The organism is Streptosporangium sp. NPDC048886, assembly GCF_055586905.1.
In genome coordinates this window covers 14,271-40,164 of record NZ_JBVJHH010000008.1, presented here as the reverse complement: position 1 = coordinate 40,164, position 25,894 = coordinate 14,271, and the positions used below count along the sequence as shown (strand labels likewise).

General features: G+C 70.8%; 23 protein-coding genes. 19 read left to right on the top strand and 4 right to left on the bottom strand.

What is annotated here, in order from left to right; all coding sequences use genetic code 11:
- Positions 1-34 precede the first annotated feature (34 nt).
- From ACZ6R6_RS11660 to ACZ6R6_RS11635, 6 genes are all read left to right on the top strand, one after another.
- Entirely contained in the window at positions 35-2,278 is a 2,244-nt protein-coding gene (locus ACZ6R6_RS11660) for a SulP family inorganic anion transporter (protein WP_470092440.1), read from the top strand.
- Between the two features lie 201 nt (positions 2,279-2,479).
- Positions 2,480-3,673, top strand: a complete 1,194-nt coding sequence (gene fxlM, locus ACZ6R6_RS11655; RefSeq protein WP_470092438.1) for a methyltransferase, FxLD system — start codon at positions 2,480-2,482, stop codon at positions 3,671-3,673.
- Between the two features lie 46 nt (positions 3,674-3,719).
- Positions 3,720-4,076 carry an STAS domain-containing protein gene (locus tag ACZ6R6_RS11650; RefSeq protein ID WP_470092436.1) on the top strand — a complete coding sequence of 119 codons (357 nt, stop codon included), beginning with the start codon at positions 3,720-3,722 and terminating at the stop codon, positions 4,074-4,076.
- A 71-nt stretch (positions 4,077-4,147) separates the two neighbouring features.
- Positions 4,148-4,546 carry an STAS domain-containing protein gene (locus tag ACZ6R6_RS11645; protein ID WP_470092435.1) on the top strand — a complete coding sequence of 133 codons (399 nt, stop codon included), beginning with the start codon at positions 4,148-4,150 and terminating at the stop codon, positions 4,544-4,546.
- 95 nt (positions 4,547-4,641) lie between these two features.
- Complete coding sequence (locus ACZ6R6_RS11640; protein ID WP_470092433.1) at positions 4,642-5,109, top strand: hypothetical protein; 468 nt, start codon at positions 4,642-4,644, stop codon at positions 5,107-5,109.
- Between the two features lie 88 nt (positions 5,110-5,197).
- Positions 5,198-5,977, top strand: a complete 780-nt coding sequence (locus ACZ6R6_RS11635) for an SDR family NAD(P)-dependent oxidoreductase (RefSeq protein WP_470092431.1) — start codon at positions 5,198-5,200, stop codon at positions 5,975-5,977.
- Between the two features lie 61 nt (positions 5,978-6,038).
- Here ACZ6R6_RS11635 and ACZ6R6_RS11630 read toward each other — a convergent pair whose 3' ends face one another.
- Positions 6,039-6,659 carry an L-threonylcarbamoyladenylate synthase gene (locus ACZ6R6_RS11630; RefSeq protein ID WP_470092429.1) on the bottom strand — a complete coding sequence of 207 codons (621 nt, stop codon included), beginning with the start codon at positions 6,657-6,659 and terminating at the stop codon, positions 6,039-6,041.
- 253 nt (positions 6,660-6,912) lie between these two features.
- On the opposite strand from ACZ6R6_RS11630, the gene ACZ6R6_RS11625 reads away from it, so the two are divergent.
- The 5 genes from ACZ6R6_RS11625 (at position 6,913) to ACZ6R6_RS11605 (ending at position 11,863) form a co-directional block, all read left to right on the top strand.
- Positions 6,913-9,336, top strand: coding sequence for a sensor histidine kinase (locus ACZ6R6_RS11625; RefSeq protein WP_470092427.1), 2,424 nt, complete (start codon positions 6,913-6,915; stop codon positions 9,334-9,336).
- The gene (locus ACZ6R6_RS11620; protein WP_470092425.1) at positions 9,333-9,764 is read left to right on the top strand and encodes a roadblock/LC7 domain-containing protein; all 432 of its coding nucleotides are present in this window, start codon (positions 9,333-9,335) and stop codon (positions 9,762-9,764) included. Before ACZ6R6_RS11625 ends, ACZ6R6_RS11620 begins: the two co-directional genes overlap by 4 nt.
- Complete coding sequence (locus ACZ6R6_RS11615; protein WP_470092423.1) at positions 9,761-10,156, top strand: DUF742 domain-containing protein; 396 nt, start codon at positions 9,761-9,763, stop codon at positions 10,154-10,156. Before ACZ6R6_RS11620 ends, ACZ6R6_RS11615 begins: the two co-directional genes overlap by 4 nt.
- Complete coding sequence (locus ACZ6R6_RS11610; RefSeq protein ID WP_470092421.1) at positions 10,137-10,736, top strand: GTP-binding protein; 600 nt, start codon at positions 10,137-10,139, stop codon at positions 10,734-10,736. Before ACZ6R6_RS11615 ends, ACZ6R6_RS11610 begins: the two co-directional genes overlap by 20 nt.
- Before the next feature lie 140 nt (positions 10,737-10,876).
- On the top strand, positions 10,877-11,863 hold the full coding sequence (locus ACZ6R6_RS11605) for a DUF1838 family protein (protein ID WP_470092419.1): 987 nt from the start codon (positions 10,877-10,879) through the stop codon (positions 11,861-11,863).
- Positions 11,864-11,912: 49 nt separating this feature from the next.
- Here ACZ6R6_RS11605 and ACZ6R6_RS11600 read toward each other — a convergent pair whose 3' ends face one another.
- Positions 11,913-12,437 (bottom strand): winged helix-turn-helix transcriptional regulator, encoded by a 525-nt coding sequence (locus tag ACZ6R6_RS11600; RefSeq protein WP_470092417.1) that lies wholly within the window; start codon positions 12,435-12,437, stop codon positions 11,913-11,915.
- A gap of 192 nt (positions 12,438-12,629) precedes the next feature.
- On the opposite strand from ACZ6R6_RS11600, the gene ACZ6R6_RS11595 reads away from it, so the two are divergent.
- A complete protein-coding gene (locus ACZ6R6_RS11595; RefSeq protein WP_470092415.1) occupies positions 12,630-13,148 on the top strand; it encodes a pyridoxamine 5'-phosphate oxidase family protein in 519 nt (172 codons plus the stop codon).
- Between the two features lie 151 nt (positions 13,149-13,299).
- On the opposite strand, the gene ACZ6R6_RS11590 is transcribed toward ACZ6R6_RS11595, so the two are convergent.
- Positions 13,300-15,768, bottom strand: a complete 2,469-nt coding sequence (locus ACZ6R6_RS11590) for an ABC transporter permease (RefSeq protein WP_470092413.1) — start codon at positions 15,766-15,768, stop codon at positions 13,300-13,302.
- Positions 15,762-16,499, bottom strand: a complete 738-nt coding sequence (locus tag ACZ6R6_RS11585; RefSeq protein WP_470092411.1) for an ABC transporter ATP-binding protein — start codon at positions 16,497-16,499, stop codon at positions 15,762-15,764. Before ACZ6R6_RS11585 ends, ACZ6R6_RS11590 begins: the two co-directional genes overlap by 7 nt.
- Before the next feature lie 266 nt (positions 16,500-16,765).
- Here ACZ6R6_RS11585 and ACZ6R6_RS11580 point away from each other — a divergent pair, with 266 nt between their 5' ends.
- From ACZ6R6_RS11580 to ACZ6R6_RS11550, 7 genes are all read left to right on the top strand, one after another.
- Positions 16,766-17,251, top strand: coding sequence for a hypothetical protein (locus ACZ6R6_RS11580; protein WP_470092409.1), 486 nt, complete (start codon positions 16,766-16,768; stop codon positions 17,249-17,251).
- A gap of 606 nt (positions 17,252-17,857) precedes the next feature.
- Positions 17,858-19,201, top strand: a complete 1,344-nt coding sequence (locus tag ACZ6R6_RS11575) for an ABC transporter substrate-binding protein (protein WP_470092407.1) — start codon at positions 17,858-17,860, stop codon at positions 19,199-19,201.
- A gap of 122 nt (positions 19,202-19,323) precedes the next feature.
- Entirely contained in the window at positions 19,324-20,247 is a 924-nt protein-coding gene (locus ACZ6R6_RS11570) for a carbohydrate ABC transporter permease (protein ID WP_470092405.1), read from the top strand.
- Complete coding sequence (locus ACZ6R6_RS11565; protein ID WP_470092403.1) at positions 20,244-21,071, top strand: carbohydrate ABC transporter permease; 828 nt, start codon at positions 20,244-20,246, stop codon at positions 21,069-21,071. The genes ACZ6R6_RS11570 and ACZ6R6_RS11565 overlap by 4 nt, the downstream gene beginning before the upstream one ends.
- Positions 21,068-22,816, top strand: coding sequence for a glycoside hydrolase family 36 protein (locus ACZ6R6_RS11560; RefSeq protein WP_470092401.1), 1,749 nt, complete (start codon positions 21,068-21,070; stop codon positions 22,814-22,816). Before ACZ6R6_RS11565 ends, ACZ6R6_RS11560 begins: the two co-directional genes overlap by 4 nt.
- Positions 22,813-23,808, top strand: a complete 996-nt coding sequence (locus ACZ6R6_RS11555) for a LacI family DNA-binding transcriptional regulator (protein WP_470092399.1) — start codon at positions 22,813-22,815, stop codon at positions 23,806-23,808. Before ACZ6R6_RS11560 ends, ACZ6R6_RS11555 begins: the two co-directional genes overlap by 4 nt.
- 76 nt (positions 23,809-23,884) lie before the next feature.
- Positions 23,885-25,828 (top strand): carbohydrate-binding protein, encoded by a 1,944-nt coding sequence (locus ACZ6R6_RS11550; protein ID WP_470092397.1) that lies wholly within the window; start codon positions 23,885-23,887, stop codon positions 25,826-25,828.
- The last annotated feature ends 66 nt before the right edge of the window (positions 25,829-25,894 follow it).

Genomic DNA, 25,894 nt, shown 5'->3' with positions numbered 1-25,894 from the left:
AGGCGGAGGGGGCCGACACCATAAGGTCTGCCCCATGGGGACGGACACGAAGAGTTACATGCCGCTCACAAGCAGCGGCCTTGCATCCGTGCTACGGCACGACCTGCCCGCCTCCCTGGTGGTCTTCCTGGTGGCGGTGCCCCTCTCGCTGGGCATCGCGGTGGCCTCAGGAGCACCACTGGCGGCCGGGCTCATCGCGGCGGTGGCGGGTGGCGTGGTGGTGGGCGCCCTGGGCGGTTCGACCGTCCAGGTGAGCGGCCCCGCCGCCGGTCTCTCGCTGGTGGTCGCCGAGTTGGTCATGACGTACGGCTGGCGCGCCACCTGCACGATCACCTTGATGGCGGGCGCCCTGCAGCTCCTGCTGGGGCTGTTCCGGGTCGCCCGGGCGGCGCTGGCGGTCTCCCCCGCCGTGGTGCACGGCATGCTCGCCGGGGTCGGCGTGGTGATCGCCCTCTCCCAACTGCACGTCGTGCTGGGCGGCAGCCCGCAGCGCTCGGCGGTCGGGAACCTGATCGAGCTGCCCCAGCAGATCGCCGACAACCACAGCCACGCGGTCTTCACCGGCCTGCTCACCATCGCGGTCCTGGTCGGCTGGGCCCGCCTGCCGCGGCGGCTGCGGATCGTCCCGGCGCCGCTGGCGGCCCTGTTCGCCGCCTCGGTGACCGCCGGGACGCTCGGCTGGGACGTCACCAGAGTCGACCTCTCCGAGAGCCTGAGCGGGTGGACCGCGCCGCTGTGGCCGCGGGGCGACTGGCACGGGATCATCGGAGCGGTGCTGCTGGTGGCGCTGCTGGCCGGGGTGGAGTCGCTGCTGTCGGCGGTGGCCGTCGACAAGCTGCACAGCGGCAGGCGGGCCGATCTGGACAGGGAGCTCACCGCCCAGGGCGTGGCCAACATGGTGACCGGCGCGCTGGGCGGGCTGCCCGTCGCCGGGGTCATCGTGCGCAGCACCACCAACGTCCGCGCGGGGGCGCGCAGTCGCTGGTCGACGGCCATGCACGGTCTCTGGATCCTGGTGTTCGCGGTCTGCCTGGGCTGGACGATCAAACTGATCCCCATGGAGGCGCTGGCCGCGCTGCTGGTCTTCATCGGCGTCCAGATGGTCAACGTGGGGCATCTGCGCAACCTGCGCGGCCACGGTGAGATCCCTGTCTACGTCGTCACCATGGCCGGGGTCGTGCTGATCGGTCTCGCCGAGGGCGTGCTGATCGGCCTCGGCCTCGCCGCCCTGTCGGCGCTGCGCCGCCTCACCTGGATCACCGTGCGGGCCAGGCCCGAGTCCGACGGCCGCTGGCACGTGCTGATCGGCGGCTCGCTGACCTTCCTGGGCGTGCCGCGGCTCACCTCGGAGCTGCGCGCCGTACCGGCCGGAGCGGCGGTGGAGCTGGATCTGAACATCGACTTCATGGACAACGCGGCCTTCGAGGCCATCCACACCTGGCGGCAGGATCACGAGCGCGGCGGCGGCACCGTCGACATCGACGAGATCCACGACGAGTGGTACGCCATGGCCGCCAGCGGCGCCCGGATGTTTCCCGCAAAGACCCCGCCGCGGGCGCCGGAGCGCTGGTGGCTGCCCTGGGCCCACCGGCGGCGCAGGCGGCCCGTGCCCACGGGCCCGCTGGTCCCGGCCCAGCCCATGGCGGCGGGGGACAGCCCCGCCGTGCCGGACCTGCTGGCCGGGGCACGGGAGTTCCACCGTCGCACGGCCCCGCTGGTCCAGCCGTTCCTGTCGGCGATGGCCCGCAAGCAGGAGCCCTCGCACCTGTTCATCACCTGCGCGGACTCCCGGATCGTGCCGAATCTGATCACCGCCAGCGGCCCCGGCGACCTGTTCACCGTCCGCAACATCGGCAACCTGGTGCCGCGGCTGGACTCGGCGCCGCCGGACGACTCGGTGGCGGCGGCGATCGAGTACGCGATGGGCGCGCTCGACGTCCGGACCATCACGGTCTGCGGCCACTCCGGCTGCGGGGCCATGGCCGCGCTGCTGGAGGGCGGCGAGAAGACCCACGATCTGCCCGCGCTGGGCCGCTGGCTCCGCCACGGCGACCACAGCCTGACCCGCTGGGCCGCCTCCGGAGGTGACGACGGCGGACCGCTGGACCGCCTGTGCCGGTCCAACGTGATCCAGCAGCTGGACAACCTGCGGACCTATCCCCAGGTGGACCGGCTCGTCCACGCCGGGCGCCTGCAGCTGGTGGGCCTCTACTTCGACATCGGCACGGCCCGGGTCCATGTCCTGCAGCAGCCCCCGCTCACGGCCAGCCCGCTGTGAGCGTACGGCTTGCGCCAGGGGTGGAAGCGCGTGATCTCGGCCGGGGCGGAGCGAGGAACGGGCGGCTGTGCGCGCTCTGGTGATCGGCGGCTCCGGTACCGGGCGCAGCGCGATCCGCCCGGTACAGGACCGTCCGCCCGGCCCGGTCCGGGCGTAGGATCCGTCCGAGCGCGGGAAGGGCGAGGCTCCTGGAGGTCGGCGATGACTGACTGGCGTGAGCTGCGGGAGGAACTGGTCGCGCAGGTGTGCGAGCGCGGGATCAGCCGGGCCGTGGCCGGTGCGCTGCGGGCGGTGCCCCGGCACGTGTTCCTGCCGGAGGTCCCCCCGCACACCGCCTACCGCGATGACGCCATCGTGACCAAGCGCGATGCGCAGGGCAGGCCGATCAGCTCCTCCTCGCAGCCGGCGATCATGGCCCTGATGCTCGACCAGCTCGGCCTGGAGCCGGGACAGCGGGTGCTGGAGATCGGCGCGGGGACGGGCTACAACGCCGCGCTGCTGTCGCACCTGGTGGGGCCGGAGGGCCGGGTCGTGAGCGTCGACATCGACGCCGACGTGGTCGCGCGGGCCCGGGAGCACCTGGACAGGGCCGGGTGCGCGGGGGTGAGCGTGGTGTGCGGGGACGGCGCGGAGGGGTACGCGCCGCAGGCGCCCTACGACCGGGTGATCGCCACCGTCGGGGTGTGGGATCTCGCCCCCGCCTGGCTGGAGCAGCTCGGGCCCGGCGGGCGCATCGTCGTCCCGCTGGACCTGCACGGCGTGCAGCGCTCGGTGGCGCTGGAACGGGCGGGCGGGCACTGGACGAGCCGGTCGGTGGTGCCCTGCGGGTTCATGCGGATGCGGGGCCCCTTCGCCGGCCCGGAGACGGTCCGGGTGCTGGACCAGGGGTCCGACCTCACGATCTCGCTGCCGGAGGGAGGCGAGATCGGCGATGTCCTGGCGGCCCTCGACGGTCCGGTCACCGAGCTGTCCACCGGAGTGGACGCGGGCCACGCGCAGCTCGTCGACGGGCTGAGTCTGTGGCTGGCGGCGCACGAACCCCGCTGCTGCACGCTGTCCGAAACACAGCCGGGGCGGCTGGCGTCGGGCCCCCTCGATCAGCGGGGATTCAAGACGGTCGTCGGGATCATCGAGGGCGACAGCCTCTGCGTGCTGGAGCCGGACACCTACGACGCGCCGGCCGTGCGGGCCTTCGGACCCGGCCGCGCGAGGCTCGGCGCCGATCTCGTCGCCCACGTCCAGGCATGGGAGGGAGCGGGACGGCCGATGACGGCCGGGCTGCGCGTCGACGCCCACGTCGCGACCGTGCCCGCCGGCGGGCTGCTCATCCCCAAGCGGCACACCACGCTCGCGCTGACCTGGGACGCCGGCGGTTTCCGCCGGGAAGACGATTGATCCTCCGCGGGCGGGGAAGCGAGAGGGGAAGAGAAGGGGCTCCGCTATGACTGATGCTCTGCGCCTGCGGGTGAGGTCCGACGGCACGACGACGGTCCTGCGGCCCGAAGGGGAGCTGGACGTGAACACCGCGGCGCAGTTGCGAGGCTGGGTGGACGACTATCTCACCGGCGACTCCCGGCCCGCGACCCTGGTGGACCTTTCCGGGCTCACCTTCATCGACTCCCCCGGGCTCGCCGCGCTGCTGGCGATGCGCAGGCGACTGGCCGACGGCGACACGGTCGTCGTCTACGCCGACCCGACCCCGCAGCCGGCGCGGCTGCTGCGCATCACGGGCCTGGCGGCCCGGCTGCCGGTCTTCGGCACCCTGGACGAGGCGCTGCGGTCGCTGGCCGTCCGCTGACGGCCGGACTCCTCAGGACTGGTAGGAAGGTACACGCCTGCCCTGAAGCCCGCAGGCGTGAGGAGCTCATCATGTTGTTCGGGGCCGGACATGGCTCGGCATTCACCATCTCGTGCGACCTCCATGAGGGCGCGGCCGTCATCCGCGTCGGCGGAGAGCTCGGGTTCCACTCCGCCCCGCTCCTGCGGGAGCAGTTGCACCGCGTCTGGGACGGGCCCGGCACGCCCTTCCTCATCGTGGACCTGACCGAGGTCACCTTCTGCGACTCGGTGGGACTGAGCGAGCTGGTCTCGGCACTGCAGCACGGTGAGGCGACCGGCACCCGATTCGTGCTCAGCGGCGTCCACGGACCGCTGGCACGCGTGCTGACGATCACCGGCCTCCGCAAGGCCTTCGAGATCCACCCCACGGCCGACGACGCGCTCCGCCAGGCGGCCCCGGAGCGGCGGGACCGGCCCGGCGGCGGGTGAGCCGTTGCAAGGACTCCCAAGTCACCTGCAAGCCCGCTGCCCTATCTCTTGAGGCAGACAGCTCCCACCTTCCTCAGGCTTCAGGAGACAGACCCATGCGTGGCGCCCTGCGCTTCTCACTCGGACTCACCACCGCCGCCGTCGTGGCGCTCGGCCTGCCGTCCGCCGCGACGGCCTCCACCGCCGGGACCACCCCGGAGGTCTCCGCGGCAGCCGGAGTCTCCGCGGCCGGGACCCGGCACTGGGGACCGACCGCCTCCTCCGACACCAAGGGCTGGGCCGGCGGCGTCGTCCGGAGCACCGGCTCCGGCCTGCGGATCTCCGGCGACCTGTACGACGGCGGAGGCGCGCGCACCTGCTCGTGGCTGAAGATCAAGTGGCTTACGGACAGGGGCAGGCACCGCACCGCGACCTTCAAGAACTGCTCGCAGTCCCGGACCCTCGCCTTCCGGGTGAACGCCGGCTACATGCTGTCCGCCCAGGCCAAGGTCTGCCGGGGGACCTCGGCCAGGGTCACCGGCAGGTGCTCCGGCTGGGAGGGCGTCTGGTCCCAGGGCGGCTGAGCCCGGCCCACGGCCGGTGGAGCCGGTCCGTGGGTCGACTCCCGGCCTCCCTCAGCGCCCCGGGACCGATCCCCTAGAGTGTGCGGGCATGACCACACAGCCTTACCTGTCCGAACTGTTCTCCCTGGACGACCGGGTCGCCATGGTGACCGGCGGAAGCTCCGGCATCGGCCGCGCCATAGCCGAGGCACTCGCGCGCGCGGGGGCGAGTGTCGTGGTCGTGGCGCGCAGGGAGGCGGACCTGATCGCCACGGTCGACGGCCTGACGGCCCACGGCTGCCGTGCGGCCTGGGTGAGCGCGGACCTGAGCACCCGCGACGGTGTGCGCCTGGCGGCGGAGAAGGCGGTCGAGGCGTTCGGAGAGCCCGACATCCTCGTCAACAGCGCCGGGATCAACCTGCGCCCGCCGATGAGCGAGCTGGGCGAGGACGTGTGGGACGTCACGATGGCGGTGAATCTGGCGGCGCCCCACCTTCTGGGACAGCGGTTCGGTCCCCGTATGGCGGAGCGGGGGTTCGGGCGGATCATCCACATCAGCTCCCAGCAGGCGCACCGGGCGTTCGTCCAGAGCGGCGCCTACGGCGTCTCCAAGGGAGCGCTGGAGTCACTGGCGCGCTCGCAGGCCGAGGCGTGGTCGTCGAGTGGCGTCACCTGCAACACGCTCGTGCCGGGATTCGTGATGACGGCGCTCAACGCGCGGCTGTCGTCCGACCCCGAGAAGGTGGCGGCGCTGGCCGCGCGCACGATGGTCGGACGCAACGGTCTGGCCGAGGACTTCGCGGGCGCGGCGGTGTTCCTGGCGAGCCGCGCCTCCGGTTACGTCACCGGACAGTCGATCTTCGTCGACGGCGGATTCTCCGTCCACTGAGTCCGTCGCGGGAGCATGGGTGAGGGCCGCAACGGCAGCACCCTGGACGGCGACGGCCGTGCTACTCGAAGCGGGACGGGTCTCCGGCGCCCCTGCGGAGGATCTCGGGCCCGCCCTGCGAGAAGTCGACGACCGTCGTCGGCACGGCGCCGCACTCACCGGCGTCGATCACCGCGTCCACCACGGGGTCGAGTCTTTCCTTGATTTCCCAGCCCTGTGTCATGGGTTCGGTCTCGTCGGGCAGGAGCAGGGTGCTCGACAGCAGTGGTTCGCCGAGTTCGGCCAGCAACGCCTGCGCGACGGCATGATCCGGGATCCGGACGCCGACGGTCTTCTTCCTGGGATGCAGCAGCCGGCGCGGCACCTCCTTCGTCGCCGGCAGGATGAAGGTGTAGCTGCCGGGAGTCGCCGCCTTGATCGAGCGGAACAGCGCGTTGCTGACGTGGACGAACTGGCCGAGCTGAGCGAAATTCCGGCACACCAGAGTGAAGTGGTGGCCGCTGTCGAGACGGCGGATCTCCCTGATCCGGTCGATGCCCTCCTGGTTGCCCAGCCGGCACCCGAGCGCGAAGCACGAGTCCGTCGGGTACGCGATCAGCCCGTCCGCGCGGACGAGGTCCGCCACCTGACGGAGGGCCCGAGGTTGTGGGTTGTCCGGATGCACGTCGAAGTACCTTGCCATGCATGGGAGCTTAGAAGCGGATGCTCCTCACCACGATCCGTGGGGCCGCATGGTCCGTCCACAGCGGTCGCCGGGCGGCTGACGGGACGGCCGGAACGGTGGAACGGGGGCTTCCGCCCCAACTGCCGTATGGCTACTATCGGGCAACCAATCGCCTACTTTGGCGATTTTCGTCATAGACGCACCGATCGTTGAGGAGAGTGTCCTGCACGTGGCCAGGTTGGGCAGGGTCGGGCGGCGAAGAACGGCAATCATGGGCGACGGGGACGGGCTGCCGGGGGCGACCGGCGACCGGCCGCGGCGGCTGGCCGGTGCCCGCCGGCTGCCACTGCGCACCGTGCTGATCATCGTCGTTTTCGTACCGAGCATCACTTTCACCCCGCTGCTGGGTTCGGGCATGTACCAGCTGTCCTCTCAGTGGCGGGCGGAGAAGGTCCAGCTGGACCTGGCCACCACAACTGTCGGCAGCCCCGCGGCCGACCTGTTCTTCAGCCTTGACAAGGAGCGACAGCTCACCGCGGAGATGCAGGCCAGCCCCCACAGCACCACCCGCGCCAAGCTCGCCGAGCAGCGCGTGCTGACCGACCAGGCCGTGAGCGCCTTCCGCCCGCTGACCGCCCTGGACACCACCGACGCGCAGGAGGGGCTCGCCGACGCCATCGCCCGCACCGGACGCGGCCTCGGACTCCTCGACCAGCAGCGCCAGGCGGTGGACGCCGGTTGGGCCAGCGAGCAGAAGGCGTTCGACTACTACAGCGGAGTCCTCGAGTCGGACCTCAGCGTGTTCAGCGCCCTCAGCCAGACCGATCACGCAGAGGTGACCGGTAAGGCGCAGACACTGGTCGACCTCTTCTGGGCCGTCGACATGATCGGCCGCCAACACGCCGTTCTGGCCCGCGGCTGGGAGAAGGGGCGCCTGACGAGGGAGGAGTACGGCCTCGTCGCCGACGCCATCGGCACCAGGAAACACCTCCTGCGGTCCCGGGTGATCCCCAGTCTCACCGGCAACGAGACCAAGTACGCGACGCTGATGACCAGCAAGGCGTGGGAGACCATGACCGCCCTGGAGGGGCGGCTGGTCACCCCCGGGACCGGCGCCGAGAGCAGCCAGGTGACACTCCGCGAGGTCGCCCCCGTGTGGCGCGCCTCGGTTGACACGGTCACCGAGCAACTGGTGCAACTCCTCGGCCTCCGGCTCGAGAACGTCGCCAGGATCGGCTACAGCCACGCCAACCAGCTCTTCGTGACCTTCATCAGCATCACCGCCGTGGGCGTGCTCGCCCTGGTCCTGGTCGTCGTCACCAGCTGGCGTCTCACCGCCATTCTCCGCCGGCGCATCCTCCACCTGCGCGAGGACGCCCATGAACTCCAGGAGCGGCTGCCCGATGTGGTCGCCCGGCTGGAGCGCGGCGAGGACGTCGACGTGGACGCGGAGGTGCACCTGGTCGAGCCCACCCCCGACGAGCTCGGCGAGCTCGGGCAGGCCCTCAATCTGGCCAGCCGCAGCGCCGTCCTCACCGCCGTACGGCAGGCCGAACAGCACCGCGGCTTCCAACGCATGCTCCAGCGCATCGCCCGCCGTACCCAGATCCTCATCGGCCTTCAGCTGAAGAAGCTGGACGAGCTGGAGCGCAGGCACGAGGACCCCGAGGTGCTGGAGGGCCTGTTCGACCTGGACCACCTCACCGCCCGGCTGCGCCGCTACGAGGAGAACCTGGTGATCCTCGGCGGCGGCCAGCCACAGCGCCGCTGGCGCAAGCCGGTACGCCTGCTCGACGTACTGCGCGCCGCGCAGGGCGAGGTCCAGGACTACCGGCGGATCTCGATCGACGTCGAGGGCGAACCCTGGGTGACCGAGCGCGGGGTGGGACCGCTGGTCCACGTCCTGGCGGAACTGATGGAGAACGCCACCGCCTTCTCCAAGCCGCTGACCCCCGTCGAGGTGCGGGCCGCACCGGTCAGCCGGGGCCTCGCCGTGGAGATCGAGGACCGCGGTCTGGGCATGGAACCCGAGCAGTACGCCGCCGCCAACGCCCTGATGCAGTCGCCGCCGCAGCTCGATGTGATGACCCACGCCGACGATGTGCGTCTCGGCCTGTACGTGGTCGCTCGGCTCTCCGCGGGCCTGGGTCTCCAGGTGGAACTGCGGCCGTCGGCCTTCAGCGGCACCCGTGTCATCGTGCTGCTCCCGGAATCGCTGGTGGTGGACCGCCCCCGCGCGGTGCCCGGGCCGGCCCCGGCCCCGGCCCCCGAGGATGTCCCCCGGGACCCCACCGGTCCGCGGCCCCACCCGCAGGAGGACGCGGCCGGTCCCCGCCCGCCCCACGAGGACGCGCGGTTGCCGACCCGCTCCAGAGGACGCGCGATGGCATATGTGACAGCACCCGCCGCCGGATCACCGGATCGGGACGCCGCGTCCCTGCCGTCCGGCCGCGAGCCGCTGCCCCAGCGGGTGCGCCAGGCCAACCTGATCACCGAGCTCAGGGTCCCGGCGGACGGGGACGGACAGGCCGACCAGGAGACCTGGGCCGTACGCGACCAGCCCGGCCGGTCCAGCGCCACGATCGGCGCGTTCCAGCGGCAGTCCCGCAGGCGCCGGACCGGTGACGACGCCTTCCAACCCCGGCCGGACGGATCCCCCGAGCCGAGCTCCCCTACGACGGAAGATCGAAGATGACGCAGCGAACCACCGCCACCGACACCGACCTGGACTGGCTCCTGGACGGTCTGGTCGATCAGGTCGCGGGCACCCGGCACGCCATCGTGCTGTCCGACGACGGTCTGTTGATCAGCCGGTCCCGGACCATCGAACGCTCGGACGCCGAACGCCTCGCCGCGATCGCCACCAGCCAGCAGAGCCTGGCCCGAGGTGTCGGGCAGCTCTTCAGCGGCGGACCGGTCCACCAGGTCATCATCGAGATGGCCGACCTGTGGCTGTTCGTCACGGCTGCCGGCCGCGGCACCCATCTGGCCGTGGTCGCCTCCCAGGAGGTCGACGCCGAGCTGATGAGCGTCGCGATGCACACCCTGGTCCAGCAGGTCGGCCAGAAGCTGGGGACCGACGCGCGCACCCCGCAGGCCGAGGACGCGGGGAGACACAGATGAAGCACTGGACGGAGGGCTTCGACGACGACGCCGACGAGTCCCTCGTCCGTCCCTATACGATCACCGGCGGACGGACCGCCCCCGAGCGGGACGACCTGACGCTGATCACCCTGGTGACGACGGTCTCCACGGCCTCTCCGGAGGCCGGGCACGGCCTGCGGAGAATGCAGCCGGAGCACCGCACCATCCTCGCTGTGTGCAAGCGGCCCATGGCGGTGGCCGAGGTCGCCTCCGCGCTGAACCTCCCGGTGTCGGTGACCAAGATCCTCATCGGCGATCTGATCGAGGCCGGTCAGATACGGGCCCGACCGCCGCTGGCCTTCGCACAGGCAGGCGGCTTCCCCGGTATGACAATCCTTGAGGCGGTGAGGGATGGATTACGCAAGCTCTGACCACGGGGACGCCGCTCCCCTGGCAGTGAAGATCCTTGTCGCCGGTGGTTTCGGCGTCGGGAAGACGACCCTGGTCGGCGCGGTGAGCGAGGTCGCCCCGCTGCGGACCGAGGAGTACCTGACCCATGCCAGCGTCGGCGTGGACAACCTGGAAGGGGTGGGCGGCAAGTCCACCACCACCGTCGCGCTGGACTTCGGGCGCATCACCATCAACAGCGAACTCGTGCTCTACCTGTTCGGCACCCCCGGGCAGGAACGCTTCTGGTTCATGTGGAACGACCTTGTCAACGGAGCGATGGGCGCGGTCGTCCTGGTCGACACCCGCCGGCTGGAGGTGAGTTTCGCCTCGATCGACTTCTTCGAGAGCCGCGGCATCCCCTTCGTCATCGGCGTCAACTGCTTCCACGGTGTCAGGGACCGGACGCAGGAGGAGATCCGCAAGGCGCTCGATCTCGATCCGCAGGTGCCGCTGGTGCTCTGCGACGCCCGCGACCGGACGGCGGTCCGCGACGTGCTGCTGGCGCTCATCGACCACCTGATGGCCGCTCGGTCCCGCACCGCACCGCACCCCGTGGCCTGACCAGGCCGTCCCAGGACCGGGCCGGGTCGTCAACGACAGGCCCGGTTGAGGCCGGCTCCCGCCGGCTGAAGTGATCAGAGTGGTCCCCGTCTGGAATGATCAGAATGGTCCCGTCGTCTCTCGGCATCGCAGGAGCACTCTTGTTCAATCGTCGTGGTCTGACCCTGTCGGCAGCCCTCACCGCGGTGTCCGTGTGCGTCGCCGTCCCCGGGGCGGCGGCGGGCGGGGAGTCGGCTGATCCGACGCATCCGGGGCCGGTTTACCGGACGGTCACCGACCGGAGCGGGCAGCTGTCGTTGCAGACCAATGGGCGTCCGGACGGGCAGGACATGGTCTTCCGGATCTCGGGGGCCGTTTACGCCAACATCGAGGGCAACGCTCACGACCCGCAGCTGCGCCACGGCCAGAAACTGTTCAACGTCGAGGGCTACAACATCCGGCGGCTGTACCGGGTGCCCGGCACCACGCAGCTCTACCAGCTCTCCCGCGAGATCGTCTTCTACACCGACCCCGCCGACCCGACGAAGATCCTGCGGGAGTGGAAGAACCCGATCGACCTCAAGACCTACCCCGTCGTCCCCATCAACAACGACACGGTGAACTTCGGCCCGTTCAACGTCACCTCCTCCTATGCCGGCCCGCCCCTGCGGCAGATGCACGACGAGACCGAGTGGACCAGTGACATCCCGGTGCGCGCCGACCTCAAGGCCGCGTTGGGCGAGCCGTTCGGGCTGGTGAACGGCGTCTACGCGGCCCAGGAGATGTTCGACTTCTACGTCGACGATCGCGAGGTCGCGGCCCGCACGGTCGCGGGCACCGTCCCCAAGGGCGCGATGAAGACCAAGATCAGCTGGGCGCGGACGAGCCCGTGGGCGCCGTTCATGTGCCTGCCGGAGACCGACGTCCGCGGGCAGCTCACCTACCACGCCCGCAGCTGGTCGCTGCAGTCCTACAACGACCTTGAGCCGTGGCTGCGCGCGGAGGTCGACACCGCCTACCCGCTCTTCAGAGCCGCTCCCACCGCGCCCGGCCCGAGCGAGAACTCCTGGACCTCCTTCTACAACAAGCAGCTGGGCAAGGGCGCCACCACGTGGGCCGGCTGGTGCGCCGCCAACGGGAGGGCATGACGCCACGCGTGAGGTCGTCGTCGGCGGACAGGCCGGCTTGGGCGGCGGTTCAGGCCGAGGCCGCCTCGGTTCCGGGACCGGGACCGGCTCTGGTTCCGGGACCGGGATCGGTTCCGGGACCGGGATCGGCTCCGGGACCGGGCAGCACGTCGATGTCCGTGGCGCGCATCGGCTGGTCGCATACCGAGCAGTGCAGTTCCACGTGACTGATCTGGCCGCAGGCGTGGTGTCGGTGGAGCACCGGCGGGCCTGACGCCCCGGCGGTCCACCGGTCGCCCCAGCGCACCAGCACCAGCAGCACGTCACACAGCTCCCGGCCTTTGGCGGTGAGCGTGTACTCGTGGCGCGGCGGGCGGTGCGAGTATTCCCGGCGCTGCAGCACGTCGTTGTCGACCAGCCACTTCAGCCGCGCGGTGAGCACCTTGCTGGAGATGCCCAGGTCCTGCTGGAGGTGCTCGAAGCGGGTGATGCCGACGTAGACGTCGCGCAGGATCAGCGGAGACCACGGCTCACCGATGATGTCCAGGGTGCGGGCGATGGAGCAGGCCATGTCGCCGAACCGGGTTCGCTGCATGCGGCCAGTCTAGCCGAGTCCCTTCCCTCAGGAAAGTGACTCGGCTATGGTGCGATCTGACGTCCTGTGGCCGAGGGCCCGGGGGACTCGCCCGAAGGACGGCCGCAGCCCCGGCCCTACAGCCGGTGGCGGCCGCACGACGGATACAACGCCTGAACGCCTGCCGTGATCCGACCGAAGGGACCACCCCACATGACCGATCCGATGCCTGTCGCCGAGCTGCTGTTCAGCGAGGCGGACGCGACACCGATGAGCACCGACGCGGCGACGGTGAAGCCATGGAGCCAGGCGTCCGCGTGCTTACAGGCGGCGTCGAAGGCGTGGCTGTCGACGGTGCGGCCCGACGGACGCCCGCATGCCATGCCGGTGATGCCGGGCTGGGCGGACGGGGCGCCGTACATCGCCACCCGCCCGGCCTCCCGTAAGGCCAGGAACCTCGACGGCAACCCCAACTGCGTCCTCACCGTCGCCGGCGCGGACCTCGACCTCGTGGTCGAGGGCACCGCCACCCGGGTCCAGGACCCGGACCGGCTCCGGCAGGTGGCCGACGCCTTCATGGCGAAGTATCAGTGGCGGTTCACGATACTTGACGGCTCCGTCTACGACGGCAGCCTCCCCGGCCCCCCCGAGTACGCCTTCTACCGGGTGACGCCCGTGCGCGCCTTCGGGTACGGCCCGGACGGCCTGACCGCGACCCGCTGGCGCTTCTGACGGACCCGGCGCCATACCGGCCGGCCTCGCCTGCCGCGGCGGCGGCGATCCAGCGGGCCGGCAGGAGGAGCCCCGCCCTCGCGGTGCCGGCCCTCCTGCCGGTCGCTCAAGCCTGCCGGTCGCTCAAGGTTGTCCGGCACCGAGTCTGAGCTCACCCGCGGATCTGCTCGGCGGGCCGGCCCAGCAGCACGGTCCGGGCCGGCGTCAGGGTCGCCGCGTACGCCAGCCCCATCGTGGCCACCACCATCGCCGCATAGGCGACGGACGGCACGTGCGGCAGCGGCGAACCGGTCACCCCGTAGCTGAGCGCCACCAGCGTCGGCGCCGCGATCAAGGTCCCGGTGATCACCGCGAGCCCGCCGACCAGCAGTGCCTCCCAGCGCACCATGCCGCGCACCTGCCGCCGGGTGCCGCCGATCAGGCGCAGCAGCGCGAACTCCCGGACCCTCGCGCCGGTGGCCGTCACCAGCGTGTTGACCACCGAGATCGCGATGAACACGATGATCAGCCCGAGCACCAGGAGGTTGACCCAGTCGCCGAACTCCTGCGCCGCGTTGACCGCCGCGCCGGCGCCCGCCCGGTCCAGGACCGTCAGGCCGGGGGCCAGCGCGGTGAGCCGTTCCGCCGTGCCGCCCGTGACGTACACCCGGCCGGCCATCCCGGCCTCCGAGTGGTCGCGCACCAGCGGGTACGGCAGGGCGACGGCGCCGTACCCGAGACCGCGCTCGTAGAGGGCCACCACGGTCAGCTTGACGGGTGTGCCGTCGCCCAGACGCAGCCGGACCGTGTCTCCCACCGAGGCGCCGAGACTGCCGGCGGCCAGCGTGCTCAGCGCCACCCTGTCGCCGCGCAGCCGGTCCAGCGAGCCGGACGTGACGCCGAGGTCGATCCCGTGCGCGGGGACGGTCAGGCCGATCGCCTCCAGCGGCTTCAGCGTGCGTGATCCCAGTTCCTCCGTGTCGGCGATCACCGTGGTGCCGATCGTCTCGGTCACCCCCTTGACGCCGGGCAGGTCCCGTGCGGCCCGGACGACGTCGGGGGGCAGGCCCGGTCCGGCCGACTCCAGGACGTAGTCGGCGCGGTTGCCCTCCATCGCCTGCTGGGTGGCCGCGTGGCCCAGGGTGGACTGGGAGAAAAGGGTGGTCGAGGCGAAGGCGAACATCAGGATGAGCGGGCTGGCGACGGCCGCCAGCCGTTTGGCCGCCGTCCCGGTGTTCGCCACGGCCAGGTAGCCGCTGACCGGCGAGGTGCGGCCGACCACGCCGCCTGCCAGGCGTACGGCCAGCCGTACCAGCCAGGGGCCCAGGAGGGCGGCGGCGGTGATGAGGAGGAGCACGATCGCGCCGGCGCTCGCCGCGGCCGTCTCCCCGGCCGCGACCACGGACAGGCCCGAGGCGGACGCGCCCAGGGCGAGGAAGACCAGACCGGCGATCATCCGGCCGCGGCCGAGCTCCCTGCGTTCGACCGCGGCCTCGCCCAGTGCCTCGGTCGGCCTGATACGGGCGGCACGCCGTACGGCGCCGCGGGCGGCCAGCCAGGCCGTGACCAGCCCGACCCCGGCCGCGACCAGCATCGGAACGGGCCCCACCATCGGCGTGAACCCCTCCGGCACCATGCCCCGCGCGACGAACTGGCCGAACAACCACCTCCCCACCGCGACTCCCAGCGGCAGCCCCGGCACGGCGGCCACGAGCCCGACGGCCAGTGCCTCCCGTCCGATCATGGCGCGGACCTGCTTGGGCGTCGCCCCGATCGCCCGCAGCAGCGCGATCTCCCGGTCTCGCTGCCGGACGGCGAGCCCGAACGCGCCGGAGACCACCAGCACCGCCACCATGACGATCACGCCGCCGAGGCTGCCGCTGAGCACGATGAGCAGCTCCCGGCCCTCCAGCGCCAAGGCGTCCTCAGCCAGCCCGCGCTGGTCTCCCGTGTACACCGCCACGGAGTCGCCGAGCGCCCGCTCGACCCGCTCCGCCAGCCGCTCGCCCTCGCCCTCGCCGAACACCCCGAACGCCGAGACCTTGCCGGGGCGGGCGAACAACTCCTCGGCGCGCTCCCCGGTGAAGAACACCGACGCCTGCCGGGCCAGGCCGGGCCCGGCGATCCCGGTCACGGTGTATTCCCGGACGCCGTCCCTGCCGGCGACGCGCGCCTTCTCGCCCACCTTCCGGCCCAGCGCGACGTCCACGACGATCTCTCCCGCCGCGGCGGGCGCGCGCCCCTTCTGCAGGGTGTACGGCGTGAGCCCCGCCGACCCCCAGGAACGCCCGATCACACGCCCGTCGGCGCCCGCCAGCCCGACCGGGAAGCTGGTCTCGGGCACGACCCGGGTGACACCGGGCACCTTGGCGATCTTCCCGGCCAGGGCGGCCGGGATCGCGACCGGCTCGGACAGCTGCTGCCCCAGGTCAGGCTCCTCCGTCTGGAGGGTGACCTGCTGCTGTCCCGCCACCACGACCGGGGCCGCGCCGTACCGCTCGGCGGGAACGTGGGCGCGCAGGCCGCTGTCCATGAGCAGCCCGCACGAGGCGACCAGCGCCACGGCGAACAGCAGCGCGACGAACGGGCCCGCGAGCGAGAGCAGGCGGCCGCGCGAGGTGGTCAGGGCAAGCCTCAGCATCGCACGGCCCCCGGACGGCCGAGCACGGCCATGCGCCGCGCGATCGTCTCCGGCCCGGCGGCGCGTACCTCGTCCACCAGCGCGCCGCCGGCCAGGAACAGCACCCGGTCGGCGTAGGAGGCGGCCACCGGATCGTGGGTCACCATCACCACGGTCTGGCCCGTCGTGTCCACCACCTGGCGGAGCAGGACGAGCACCTCGGCGGCGGTCTGGGTGTCCAGCGCGCCCGTCGGCTCGTCGGCGAAGACCACCTCCGGCCTGGTCACCAGCGCGCGGGCGATCGCCACCCGCTGCTGCTGCCCGCCGGACAGCTGGGACGGCCGGTGCCGCGCGCGCTCGCCCAGTCCGACCCGCTCGATCACCTCGGCCAGCCAGGCGTGATCGGGCCGCGTGCCCGCGAGCCGGAACGGCAGCAGGACGTTGTCGACCACGCTGAGCGAGGGGATCAGGTTGAACGCCTGGAAGACGAAACCCGCCTTCTCCCGGCGCAGCTTGGTGAGCTGGGTCTCGTTCATCCGCGACAGCTCCGTCTCGCCTATGTGGACCGTTCCCGACGTGGGTGTGTCCAGCCCCGCGGCGCAGTGCAGGAAAGTGCTCTTGCCGGAACCCGACGGGCCCATGACGGCGGTGAAGCCGCCGCGGGGCAGGTCGACCGTGACCCCGCGTAGCGCGTACACCTCCTTCCCGTAAGTCTTGGTCACCGCGTTGAGGCGCACCGCGTGCGTCGCCACCTGTCGTCCCCTGTCTCCGGATCCACTGTTTGTTCGGACCTCACGCTAGAGATTCGGATATTCCGGGCACGAGCCGGTGAACCCCCATCCGTTGGTAGGGCTAGCCGTACGGGAGGGACTCGTTCACATGATCAGGTCGCCCGCGAAAACAGCTCGATCATGGAGACGGGCAGCGGTTACGCTTACGGGCGTCCAGCGTCACTTCTCGCTGCTTCTGGCACTTCCACGGAACAGCGACGGAGCAGAGAAGAAGCTTGGAGGCGCCCGTGACGATGCCCAGAAAGGGCTCACGGCCCATCACCGTCGACGGCGCCGCCTTCCGCTGGCGTATCGGGCACAGGCCCACCTACTCCCAGGGCAACGGCTGGAGTCCCCTCACCTTCGCCGCCGAGCGGGCCGAGAAGCCGGGGTGCGTTCTCGTGGTGTCGCTCCCCTGCGCCCGGCCGGACAACTGGGACGGAGAGCGCACGATCGCGGTCCGGCCCGTCCTCGTCGCCGGCTGCATCCGACAGGCCCTCGGACAGGGCTGGGACCCCGGGCAACGGGGCCCGGCATTCGCCCTCACCGTCACCGAGAACGAACTGGCCGTGCTCCTGTGCGGACCACCCCGATACCTGATCCCCTTCCTCTGGGGCATGATCCCCGAAGGCGGAGGCATCGAAGACCTCCCTCGATGCACCGAAATCTGGAACCGGGACAGTCAGCGCACCAGCCGGACACCCGCTGACCCGCGGGGAAGGGCAGGCGCCTGATCGGCGACCTTCCGCTCTGGCCAGGCGGTGGATGCCGGCGGGACGTGTGATCGTGTGAGGCGGTGTTGCGGTCCCGCCGTCGGTGAAGGTGCGCAGCGCCTGGTGCCGCTCGCCGTCGCGCCGGCGCGCACCGTTCGATCGGGTCGCGCCGGCGCCGGTTCTCGGCCAGCAGGTGGACGTCGAGTCCGCTGTGCTTCAGGCGACGGATGCCGCTGGCGGCACCCGCCCTCGAAACCAAAGATCGGAAGCCGGCCGCGTCGGTGCCGGAACCGTTCCGTACGCCAACGCCTCCGAGCACGCTTTGTACGGCGCCCTACTCTGACCTGCGGGAATGCGCTTACCGTACGGAACGGTTCCGTTGCAGGTCCACCCCCGTCTCCCCCTCAAGGGTGTCCATCGCACTCGTCCGAATGGAGTGACCGGCGAGTATTCGCACCTCTCTCAGGTCCCAAGGGAGCCGGTTCCGCCACTCGTGGTCCACATAAGTTGCAGGAGTGGACTCACAGTCTACTGAAATATTTCATCCAATTATTGCAATCGACCGAAACGTGGGGGTAACGTTCCAGCGCGTCAGGCCAATCGCACGCACCCCCCAGGAGGCCGCACATGGCCCACCTCGACCGCCGCCGTTTCCTCCAGCTCGGCGCCTTGGCCGCCGGGAGCACGGTCCTCACCGCCTGCGGCGCGGGCTCCACGGCCGCCCCCGCGCCCGTCGGTCCGACGGGCGCCGCCGCCACCGGCGACATCACCGTGTGGAGCTGGCAGGGCCCCGCGGCGATGATGAAGGCACTGGTGCCGGAGTTCACGAAGGAATTCCCCGGCATCAAGGTCGACGTCCAGGACATCGGCAACCCGGCCATCTGGGACAAGATCACTGCGGGCCTCGCGGCCGGCGGCCAGGGGCTGGGCGACGTGCTTCACATCGGCGTCGACTACCTGCCCGCCTACATCGAGAAGTTCCCGGACGGTCTGGCCGACCTCGTGCCGCTCGGCGCCGACAAGCACAAGGACAAGTTCGTCCAGGGCATGTGGGAGACGGTGAGCCGTAACGGCAAGGTCTACGCCCTGCCGTGGGAGGCGAACTCGGCCGGCTTCTACTACCGGGCCGACCTGTTCGAGAAGGCCGGCGTCGACGTCGAGGCCCTGCAGACCTGGGACGAGGTCATCGAGGCGGGCATCAAACTCAAGGAGAAGACCGGCGTCCAGCTGATCGGCATCGACAAGCCGGCCTCGGTGGGCGACTCGGCCGGCTTCTTCCAGACGCTCCTGCAGCTCCAGGACAGCTTCTACTTCGACATGCAGGGCAACATCACGCTCGACACGCCCCAGGCGGTCACCGCCATGACGATCATCAAGAAGCTGAACGACGCGGGCCTGGTGGCCGACACCGCGGGCGGCTGGAACGCGATGATCGCCTCGATCAAGAAGGGCGCCGTCGCGGTGCAGGCGATGCCGACCTGGTTCGGCGGCATCATCGAGGAGACCGTGCCCGACGAGAAGGGCAAGTGGAAGGTCCGTCTCCCCCCGGCGGTCACTGCCGGCGGCAAGGTCTCCGCGACCGTCAACTCCACCCACCTGGCCGTCGCCAACACCAGCAAGGCCAAGGCCGCCGCGTTCGCCTTCGCGGAGTACGTGCTGACCAGGCCTGATTCGCAGGTGAAGATCTACAAGGAGAAGGGCATCGCGCCCGCCCTCCTGGCCGCCTACGACGACCCTGCCTTCCACGAGAAGTCGGAGTTCTTCAGTGGCCAGAAGAAGGGTGAGGTCTTCCTCAACGCCCTCAAGCAGCCGTCCTACGTGACCAACTACTCCGCCGACTACTCCCGCGCGCTGAAGGCCGTCACCGACGCGCAGAGCAAGGTGCTGCTCAAGGGCGCGGACCCGGCCACGGTCCTCAAGGAGGCGGCGGACCTGATCGCCCAGCAGACCGGCCGCAAGGTCCTGCGATGACGGCTGGGAAGCCATGAGTGGTGAGCGACTGATGAGCACGGAGCGAACCCGACGCAGTGAGCGCAGTGGCCGGCCGAGGGACGAGGCCGTCCGCGGAGCGAATGAGGAGGGGTGAGCGACTGATGAGCACAGTGGTCTCCGAGCGGGCCACCGTCGGGGCGTCCGCCAAGACGCCCCGACGGGTGCGCCGCCCGGGAACGAAGGCCGCCCCCTACCTGTTCGTGCTGCCCGCGCTCGCCCTGTTCGCGGTCTTCAAGCTGTACCCGATCGCGTGGTCGTTCTGGCTGAGCCTCTTCCGGACCGACGGGGCGCTGCAGAGCTTCGCCGGGACGGCCAACTACGAGCGGCTCCTCAAAGATCCGCTGTTCTGGACCGCGTTGCGCAACACCGGCGTCATCCTCGTCGTCCAGGTGCCGCTGATGCTGGCCATCGCGATCGGACTGGCTGTGGCGTTCGGTTCGGCGCTGCTGAGGTTCCGCGCCTTCATACGGCTCGGTTTCTTCCTTCCGATGGTGACGGGGCTCGTGGCATACGGCGTCCTCTTCGCCGTCCTGCTCAACCCGCAGTCGGGCCTGGTCAACTGGTTCCTCGGGCTCGCCGGCATCCCGGCGGTGCCGTGGCTGGCCGACACGCTCTGGGCGCGGATCGCCCTGGGTCTGGCCCTCACCTGGCACTACACCGGTTACAACGCGGTGATCTTCCTGTCGAGGCTGCAGGCGCTGCCCAGGGACCACTACGACGCGGCCGCCGTGGACGGGGCGAACGCGTGGAAGAGGTTCAGGCACGTGACCCTGCCGGGGTTGCGCCCGGTCGTCCTGCTCACGCTGGTCATGTCCACGATCGGCACGTTGCAGCTGTTCGACGAGCCGTACGTCCTCACCAACGGCGGCCCCGACAACAGCACGCTGACTCTGGGTCTCTACCTCTACAACAACGGTTTCAAGTTCTTCGACTTCGGCTACGCCTCGGCCATCGCCTACGCGCTCGCCGTGATCATCGGGTTCCTCGGCATCGTGCAGTTCCGCTTCCTGGGAGACAAGTCGTGAACCGCAGAAACGCGGCGGGCGGCGTCATGCTGACGTCGTCGCTGCTGATCGCCGTCACCGTGGTGCTGGTGCCGTTCTACTGGCTGGTCGTGGGCAGCACACACAGCACGGCCGAGGTCTTCGACAGCCCGCCGCCGTTGCTGCCGGGTGGGCACCTGCTGGAGAACCTCGCCAACCTGGAGGCCGGCATCGGCTTCAGCCGGGTGGTGCTCAACTCGGTGTTGATCTCCACGATCTACACGGTGCTGGCCGGCCTGGTGTGCACGATGGCGGGGTACGGCTTCGCCAAGTACGACTTTCGCGGCAAGGAGCTCCTCTTCGGCCTGCTGATGCTCGGCCTCGTCATCCCCAGCCAGGTCACGCTCGTACCGCTGTTCAAGATGATGCTGGCGCTCGACTGGCTCAACACGTATCAGGCGATCGTGCTGCCCAATCTGGCGCTGCCGTTCGGCATCTTCCTGATGCGGCAGTCGATGTCCGCGCTGCCCGACGAGCTGCTGGCCGCGGGCCGGATCGACGGCTGCGGGGAGCTGCGGCTGTTCGTCCGCGTGGTGCTGCCGCCGATGCGACCGGCTCTCGCCGCTCTGGGCATCTACCTGTTCCTCTACCAGTGGAACGACTTCGTCTGGCCTTTGATCGCGCTGCGGACGCGGGACGCCTACACGATCCCGCTCGCGATCGCCTCCCTGCAGGGCGCCACCGAGACCGACTACGGCCAGATCCTCGCCGGAACGGCCGTCGCCGCGCTCCCGATGGCCCTGCTCTTCCTTCTACTTCAACGACACTTCGTGTCCGGACTTCTCGCAGGAGCGGTGAAAGAGTGAGCGTCACGACCGCCGGGCTAGCGCCCGCGCCAACCGAGCACCTGCTCGACGACGTACGGCTGGCCGTCCTGACGCATACGCCGGGCGCGTCGGCGAGCTGGGAGCTGATCGCGCAACAGGACGGCCCCGACCTGCTGGAGATCCGCTCCGACGGGGAGGCGGAGGTCCGGCTCTCGGTCCCGCTGGGCGACGTGGTGGGGTTCTGGCACCCCACCCGCTCCTGGAGCCGCCCGCTCGTCGCCGACTGGGCGGGCCTGGTGCACGTGTCGCTGGTCGAAGGGGTCGCCGCGGGCTGCCTGTACGACAGCGCCGGCCGCTCGCTGCTCGCCTTCGCCGCCGTCGATCCGGTGCCGGAGACCGTGATGCGCTTCGGCGTCTCGGAGGAGAACAAGACCTTCGTCGTGCACCTGACCGTGCCTGCGGGCGCCTCGCCGTACAGGATGGTCTTCGCCAGGACGGCCCCGTCGGTCGCGGCGGCGATGCGCGGGCTGCGGACCTGGCTGGGGGCGGGGCTGGCGCCCGTGCCCGAGGCCGCGCGGCTGCCGGTCTACTCCACCTGGTACAGCTTCACCCAGGACGTCGAGGAGTCGGCCATCGAGGCCGAGGCGGCGCTGGCGGCGGAGCTGGGCTGCGGAGTGATCATCATCGATGACGGATGGCAGGAGCTGGGGAACGGGCGAGGCTATCCGGGCGTAGGGGACTGGCGTCCGGACAAGACGAAGTTTCCAGACCTCGCGAGACACGTCGCCCGGGTTCGGGAGTTCGGGCTGAAGTATCTCCTCTGGGTCGCCCCGCTGCTGCTGGGCCCGGAAGCCGAATGCTTCGCGGAGCTGTCGCCCTACGCTCCGGCTCCGGCCGCTGTGCCGGGCGCGCGGGTGCTCGACCCGCGCAGGCCCGAGGTCAGGCGGCATGTGGTGGAGCTGTGCGCCTCGCTGGTCGCCGACTACGGGCTCGACGGGCTCAAGCTCGACTTCCTGGAGCAGGTCATGGTCTACGCGGGCACGCCCGCGCATGACGCGGACATCACCGACGTCGGCACCGCCATGCACGTGCTGCTGACCGAGCTCCGGACCGCGCTCGAGGCCATCCGGCCCGACGTGCTGATCGAGCTGCGCCAGCCGTACGTCGGGCCGGGCATGGCGCCCTTCGGCAACATGCTCCGGGCCGACGACTGCCCGGCCGACGTGACCGCCAACCGGGTCCGCACGATCGACGTCGGCCTGCTCTCCGTGCGCGGGGCCGTCCACGCCGACATGCTGATGTGGGACCCTGAGGGGGAGGCGCGGAGCGCCGCCCGCCAGCTCATCGGCCCGCTGCACGCCGTGCCCCAGATCTCCGCGAGGCTCGCCGGGCTCAGCGAGGAGCACCGGCGGATGGTGGCGTTCTGGCTCGGCCAGTGGCGCAGGCTGCGGCCTCTCCTGCTCGACGGCGAGGTGGAGCCGGGCCGCCCCGACGAGCTGTACCCGGTCATCACGGCGTCGCGGGGAGAAGATTGTGTGATCACTGTCAGCGCCGACCGGGTGGCCGTGCTGGACACCGCGCGGCACCGGCGGATCACACTCGTCAACGGCACCGCCGCGGGGCGCCTCGTCCTCGAGATCACGGGACCGGGAATCATGGTGGAGCAGACCGTCTACGACGCGGCCGGATCTATGATCGAGCGGGTGGAACGGCGGCTCGAGCCCGGCCTGTGCGCGCTGGTCGTCCCGCCCTCGGGCCTGGCGACTCTGGAGGAGACCCCGTGAAGATCGGCATCACCGAGGTGGCGGCGCGGGCTGACGTGAGCGAGGCCACGGTCAGCCGGGTCGTCAATCGCCGCTCCGGTGTCTCCGCCAAGACCCGCGAGGCCGTCGAGCGGGCCATGGCCGAGCTGGGCTACGAGCGCTCCACCCGGGGGCAGATCGTCGCGGTGATAACGCCGTGGCTGTCCAACCCGTTCTTCGCCGACGTCGCCGAGCTGATCGAGTCGGCGCTGGCGCCACACGGGCTCAAGGGCGTGCTCTGCCCGGCCTTGCCGGGCGGCATCCAGGAGCGCGAGTTCGTGACCGCGCTGGCCGACCACGGCGTCGCGGGGGTGGTGTTCCTGTCGGCCAGCAACACGGTCGAGAACGCCGACCCGGAGACATACAACGTGCTGGCCGCGCGGCGGATCCCGTTCGTGGGGGTCAACGGCGGCTTCGAGGGGCACGAAGCGCCGGTCTTCTCCACCGACGACTTCCTCGCCGCCGAGCTGGCCGTGGAGCACCTGTTCGCGCTGGGGCACCGCAGGATCGGCATGGCCGCCGGTCCCGTCGGCAACAGGCCCGCCGATCGCCGGGTGGAGGGCTTCCTTTCCGCGCTGGAGCGGCGTGGGGTGGAGGAGCCGGACCAGTGGGTGGTCCGGCAGTACTACACGATCGAGGGCGGCCAGTCGGCCACGTCCACCCTGCTCAGGCAGGACGTCACCGCGATCGTCGCGGCCAGCGACTTCATGGCGCTGGGCGCCATACGGGGTGTGCGCAGGGAGGGCCTGTCCGTGCCCGGCGACGTCTCGGTCGTGGGCTACGACGGCTCGATGATCATGGAGTTCGTCGATCCGCCGCTGACCACGGTCCGGCAGCCCATCGACCGCCTGGCCAAGGAAGTGGCCCGTAGCGTGGTCGCCCTGGTGAGCAACCGCGAGGTGCCGCCGGGCGAGCTTCTGTTCAATCCGGAGCTGGTGGTGCGGGCGTCGACGGCGCCGCCGCGCTCCGCCTGATTTTCTCGAATTTCCGCCTCATCTCACCGTTAATCGCCTGAGATTCATCCGATCACCCCCTGAATCGGGAGACCCCATGAGGTACATCGCGTTATCCGTCCTGCTCGGCTCCTCCCTTCTCGCCGCCGCGGCCCTGACCCCGGCCCAGGCGGCGGCGGGCGGCCCGCTCGTCGTGGTCAACCCCGGCTTCGAGAAGGGCACCGAAGGCTGGACGTTCACCTCCGGCACCGGAGTCGCCACCAACCTGCCGCACGGCGGCACCAAGCTGATCTACCTCGACTCCGGTGAGGGCAGGAGCGTAAGCCAGGCCGTCGTCGCCCCCGCCGCGGGCCGCTACTCCGTCTCCGCCTGGATCGCCACCGGCGGCGCGGGCGGCACCTTCACCGTGCTGCGCAACGGCGTCGCCGCCGGCTCCGTGACCCTGCCGGCCCGCTCCACCTACACCCGCTACACCGTCTCCGACGTGGAACTCGCCGAGGGCGACCAGCTGAAGATCGTGTTCGGCTCCGGTTCCGGCTGGGTGAACGCCGACGACGTGATGGTCTCGCCCGGCACGACCGCCGAGCCCCGCGTGAGCTCATCCAACACCAAGATCGTGGAGCTGTTCGACTGGGCCAAGGACAAGGCGGGCAGCTGGGTGCACCAGAGCGGAGTCTCCGGCCCGCTCAACGTGGACGAGCGCCAGCCCGCCGGCACCGGCCAGGGCAGCTACGCCTCCACCTACTGGGCCGGATACGCCCACCGCAGCGGCTACTACTCCCGCGACTTCGCCCACCAGCTGGCCGGAGCGCAGATCCTCGGCCTGTCCGACGAGAACAAGACGATGCTCCGCTCGTTCGCCGCCTCGGCGACCGAGGAGCACAAGTACTACCCGGTGTGGGCGCTCAACTTCGACGCCTCCACCAACCTCTCCATCGACTACCGGAGCCCCACCAACTTCGTGCGCGAGGTGCCGGCCACGTTCGAGCTGGTCGAGAAGGCCAACCACGCGTTCCGCTGGAGCGGTGACCGCTCCTACATCGACGACCCCGTGTTCTGGGACTACTACAGGCACGCCACCAAGGAGTTCGTCGAGCTGCACGACGGCACGCGCTCCAACGGCTCCGTCAAGGTCGCCGAGGGCACCGGCAAGGGCATCTTCCAGGGCACGGCCAGCTACAACGAGGACGGCGAGCCGCTGATCGAGGCCGGTGACGGGATCGGCTCCCAGTACCAGGCGTACAGGGCGCTGGCGGACCTCGCCGTCGACAAGCGCGACCTGAAGCTGGCGGCGGAGTACGCGGCCAAGGCGCGCGAGCTCAAGCGCTACTTCAACGACACCTGGAGCCGGAAGGAGGGCAGCACCGACTTCGTCCGCGCCTACAACGTCGCCGGCGAGCCGGTGACCGGCTTCGGCAAGGAGAACAGCTGGTTCATGCCGATGAAGGGGATCATCGACGCCGGCCCGCGCAACGACGCCTACCTCGACTTCATCGACACCCAGGCCTCCGGCCCGGAGGGGCCGGTCAACATCGAGGCGTTCACCTACCTGCCTGACACGTTCTTCAGGCACAACCGCAACGAGACCGCCTGGAAGTGGATGCAGAGCGTCTACGACAGGCGTGACAACAGGCACGTCGTCGGGCGCCAGGGGCTCAACGGTGACTACCCCGAGGTGTCGTTCACCCTGGTCAGCCAGACGGTCGAGGGACTGATGGGCATCCAGCCCGACGCCCCGCGGCGCACCGTCGCCACCCAGTCGCGGCTGCCCGCCGACATCGGCTGGCTGGAGGTGGCCGACGTGCCGGTCGGGGACGGCAAGGTGACGGTCCGGCACGACGGCCAGACCTCGACCACGCTCACGAACGGCTCCGACCGTCAGACCTTCTGGGAGGCACGCTTCCCGGGCAAGCACCGCTGGCTGGAGGTCGACGGGCACCGCATGATCGGCATACCCAAGGTGATCGACGGCGTCGGCTACACCGTCGCCCTGGTGCCCGTGCGCGCCGGCCAGACCGCCACGGTCAAGGTCTCCGGCTGACCCACGTCCGCCGCCGCCCCGCCGTACCGGCTTCCCGCCTTCCGGGATCGGCACAGGGCTTGAGCA

Excerpts from the sequence above, each read along its gene's own strand:
- ACZ6R6_RS11615 (WP_470092423.1), top strand. The coding sequence starts at position 9,761 with ATGAAGCACTGGACGGAGGGCTTCGACGACGACGCCGACGAGTCCCTC.
- fxlM (WP_470092438.1), top strand. The coding sequence starts at position 2,480 with ATGACTGACTGGCGTGAGCTGCGGGAGGAACTGGTCGCGCAGGTGTGC.
- ACZ6R6_RS11550 (WP_470092397.1), top strand. The coding sequence starts at position 23,885 with ATGAGGTACATCGCGTTATCCGTCCTGCTCGGCTCCTCCCTTCTCGCC.
- ACZ6R6_RS11650 (WP_470092436.1), top strand. The coding sequence starts at position 3,720 with ATGACTGATGCTCTGCGCCTGCGGGTGAGGTCCGACGGCACGACGACG.
- ACZ6R6_RS11630 (WP_470092429.1), bottom strand. The coding sequence starts at position 6,659 with ATGGCAAGGTACTTCGACGTGCATCCGGACAACCCACAACCTCGGGCC.
- ACZ6R6_RS11640 (WP_470092433.1), top strand. The coding sequence starts at position 4,642 with ATGCGTGGCGCCCTGCGCTTCTCACTCGGACTCACCACCGCCGCCGTC.
- ACZ6R6_RS11600 (WP_470092417.1), bottom strand. The coding sequence starts at position 12,437 with ATGCAGCGAACCCGGTTCGGCGACATGGCCTGCTCCATCGCCCGCACC.
- ACZ6R6_RS11635 (WP_470092431.1), top strand. The coding sequence starts at position 5,198 with ATGACCACACAGCCTTACCTGTCCGAACTGTTCTCCCTGGACGACCGG.
- ACZ6R6_RS11570 (WP_470092405.1), top strand. The coding sequence starts at position 19,324 with ATGAGCACAGTGGTCTCCGAGCGGGCCACCGTCGGGGCGTCCGCCAAG.
- ACZ6R6_RS11575 (WP_470092407.1), top strand. The coding sequence starts at position 17,858 with ATGGCCCACCTCGACCGCCGCCGTTTCCTCCAGCTCGGCGCCTTGGCC.
- ACZ6R6_RS11595 (WP_470092415.1), top strand. The coding sequence starts at position 12,630 with ATGACCGATCCGATGCCTGTCGCCGAGCTGCTGTTCAGCGAGGCGGAC.
- ACZ6R6_RS11625 (WP_470092427.1), top strand. The coding sequence starts at position 6,913 with ATGGGCGACGGGGACGGGCTGCCGGGGGCGACCGGCGACCGGCCGCGG.
- ACZ6R6_RS11590 (WP_470092413.1), bottom strand. The coding sequence starts at position 15,768 with ATGCTGAGGCTTGCCCTGACCACCTCGCGCGGCCGCCTGCTCTCGCTC.
- ACZ6R6_RS11610 (WP_470092421.1), top strand. The coding sequence starts at position 10,137 with ATGGATTACGCAAGCTCTGACCACGGGGACGCCGCTCCCCTGGCAGTG.
- ACZ6R6_RS11620 (WP_470092425.1), top strand. The coding sequence starts at position 9,333 with ATGACGCAGCGAACCACCGCCACCGACACCGACCTGGACTGGCTCCTG.
- ACZ6R6_RS11660 (WP_470092440.1), top strand. The coding sequence starts at position 35 with ATGGGGACGGACACGAAGAGTTACATGCCGCTCACAAGCAGCGGCCTT.
- ACZ6R6_RS11645 (WP_470092435.1), top strand. The coding sequence starts at position 4,148 with ATGTTGTTCGGGGCCGGACATGGCTCGGCATTCACCATCTCGTGCGAC.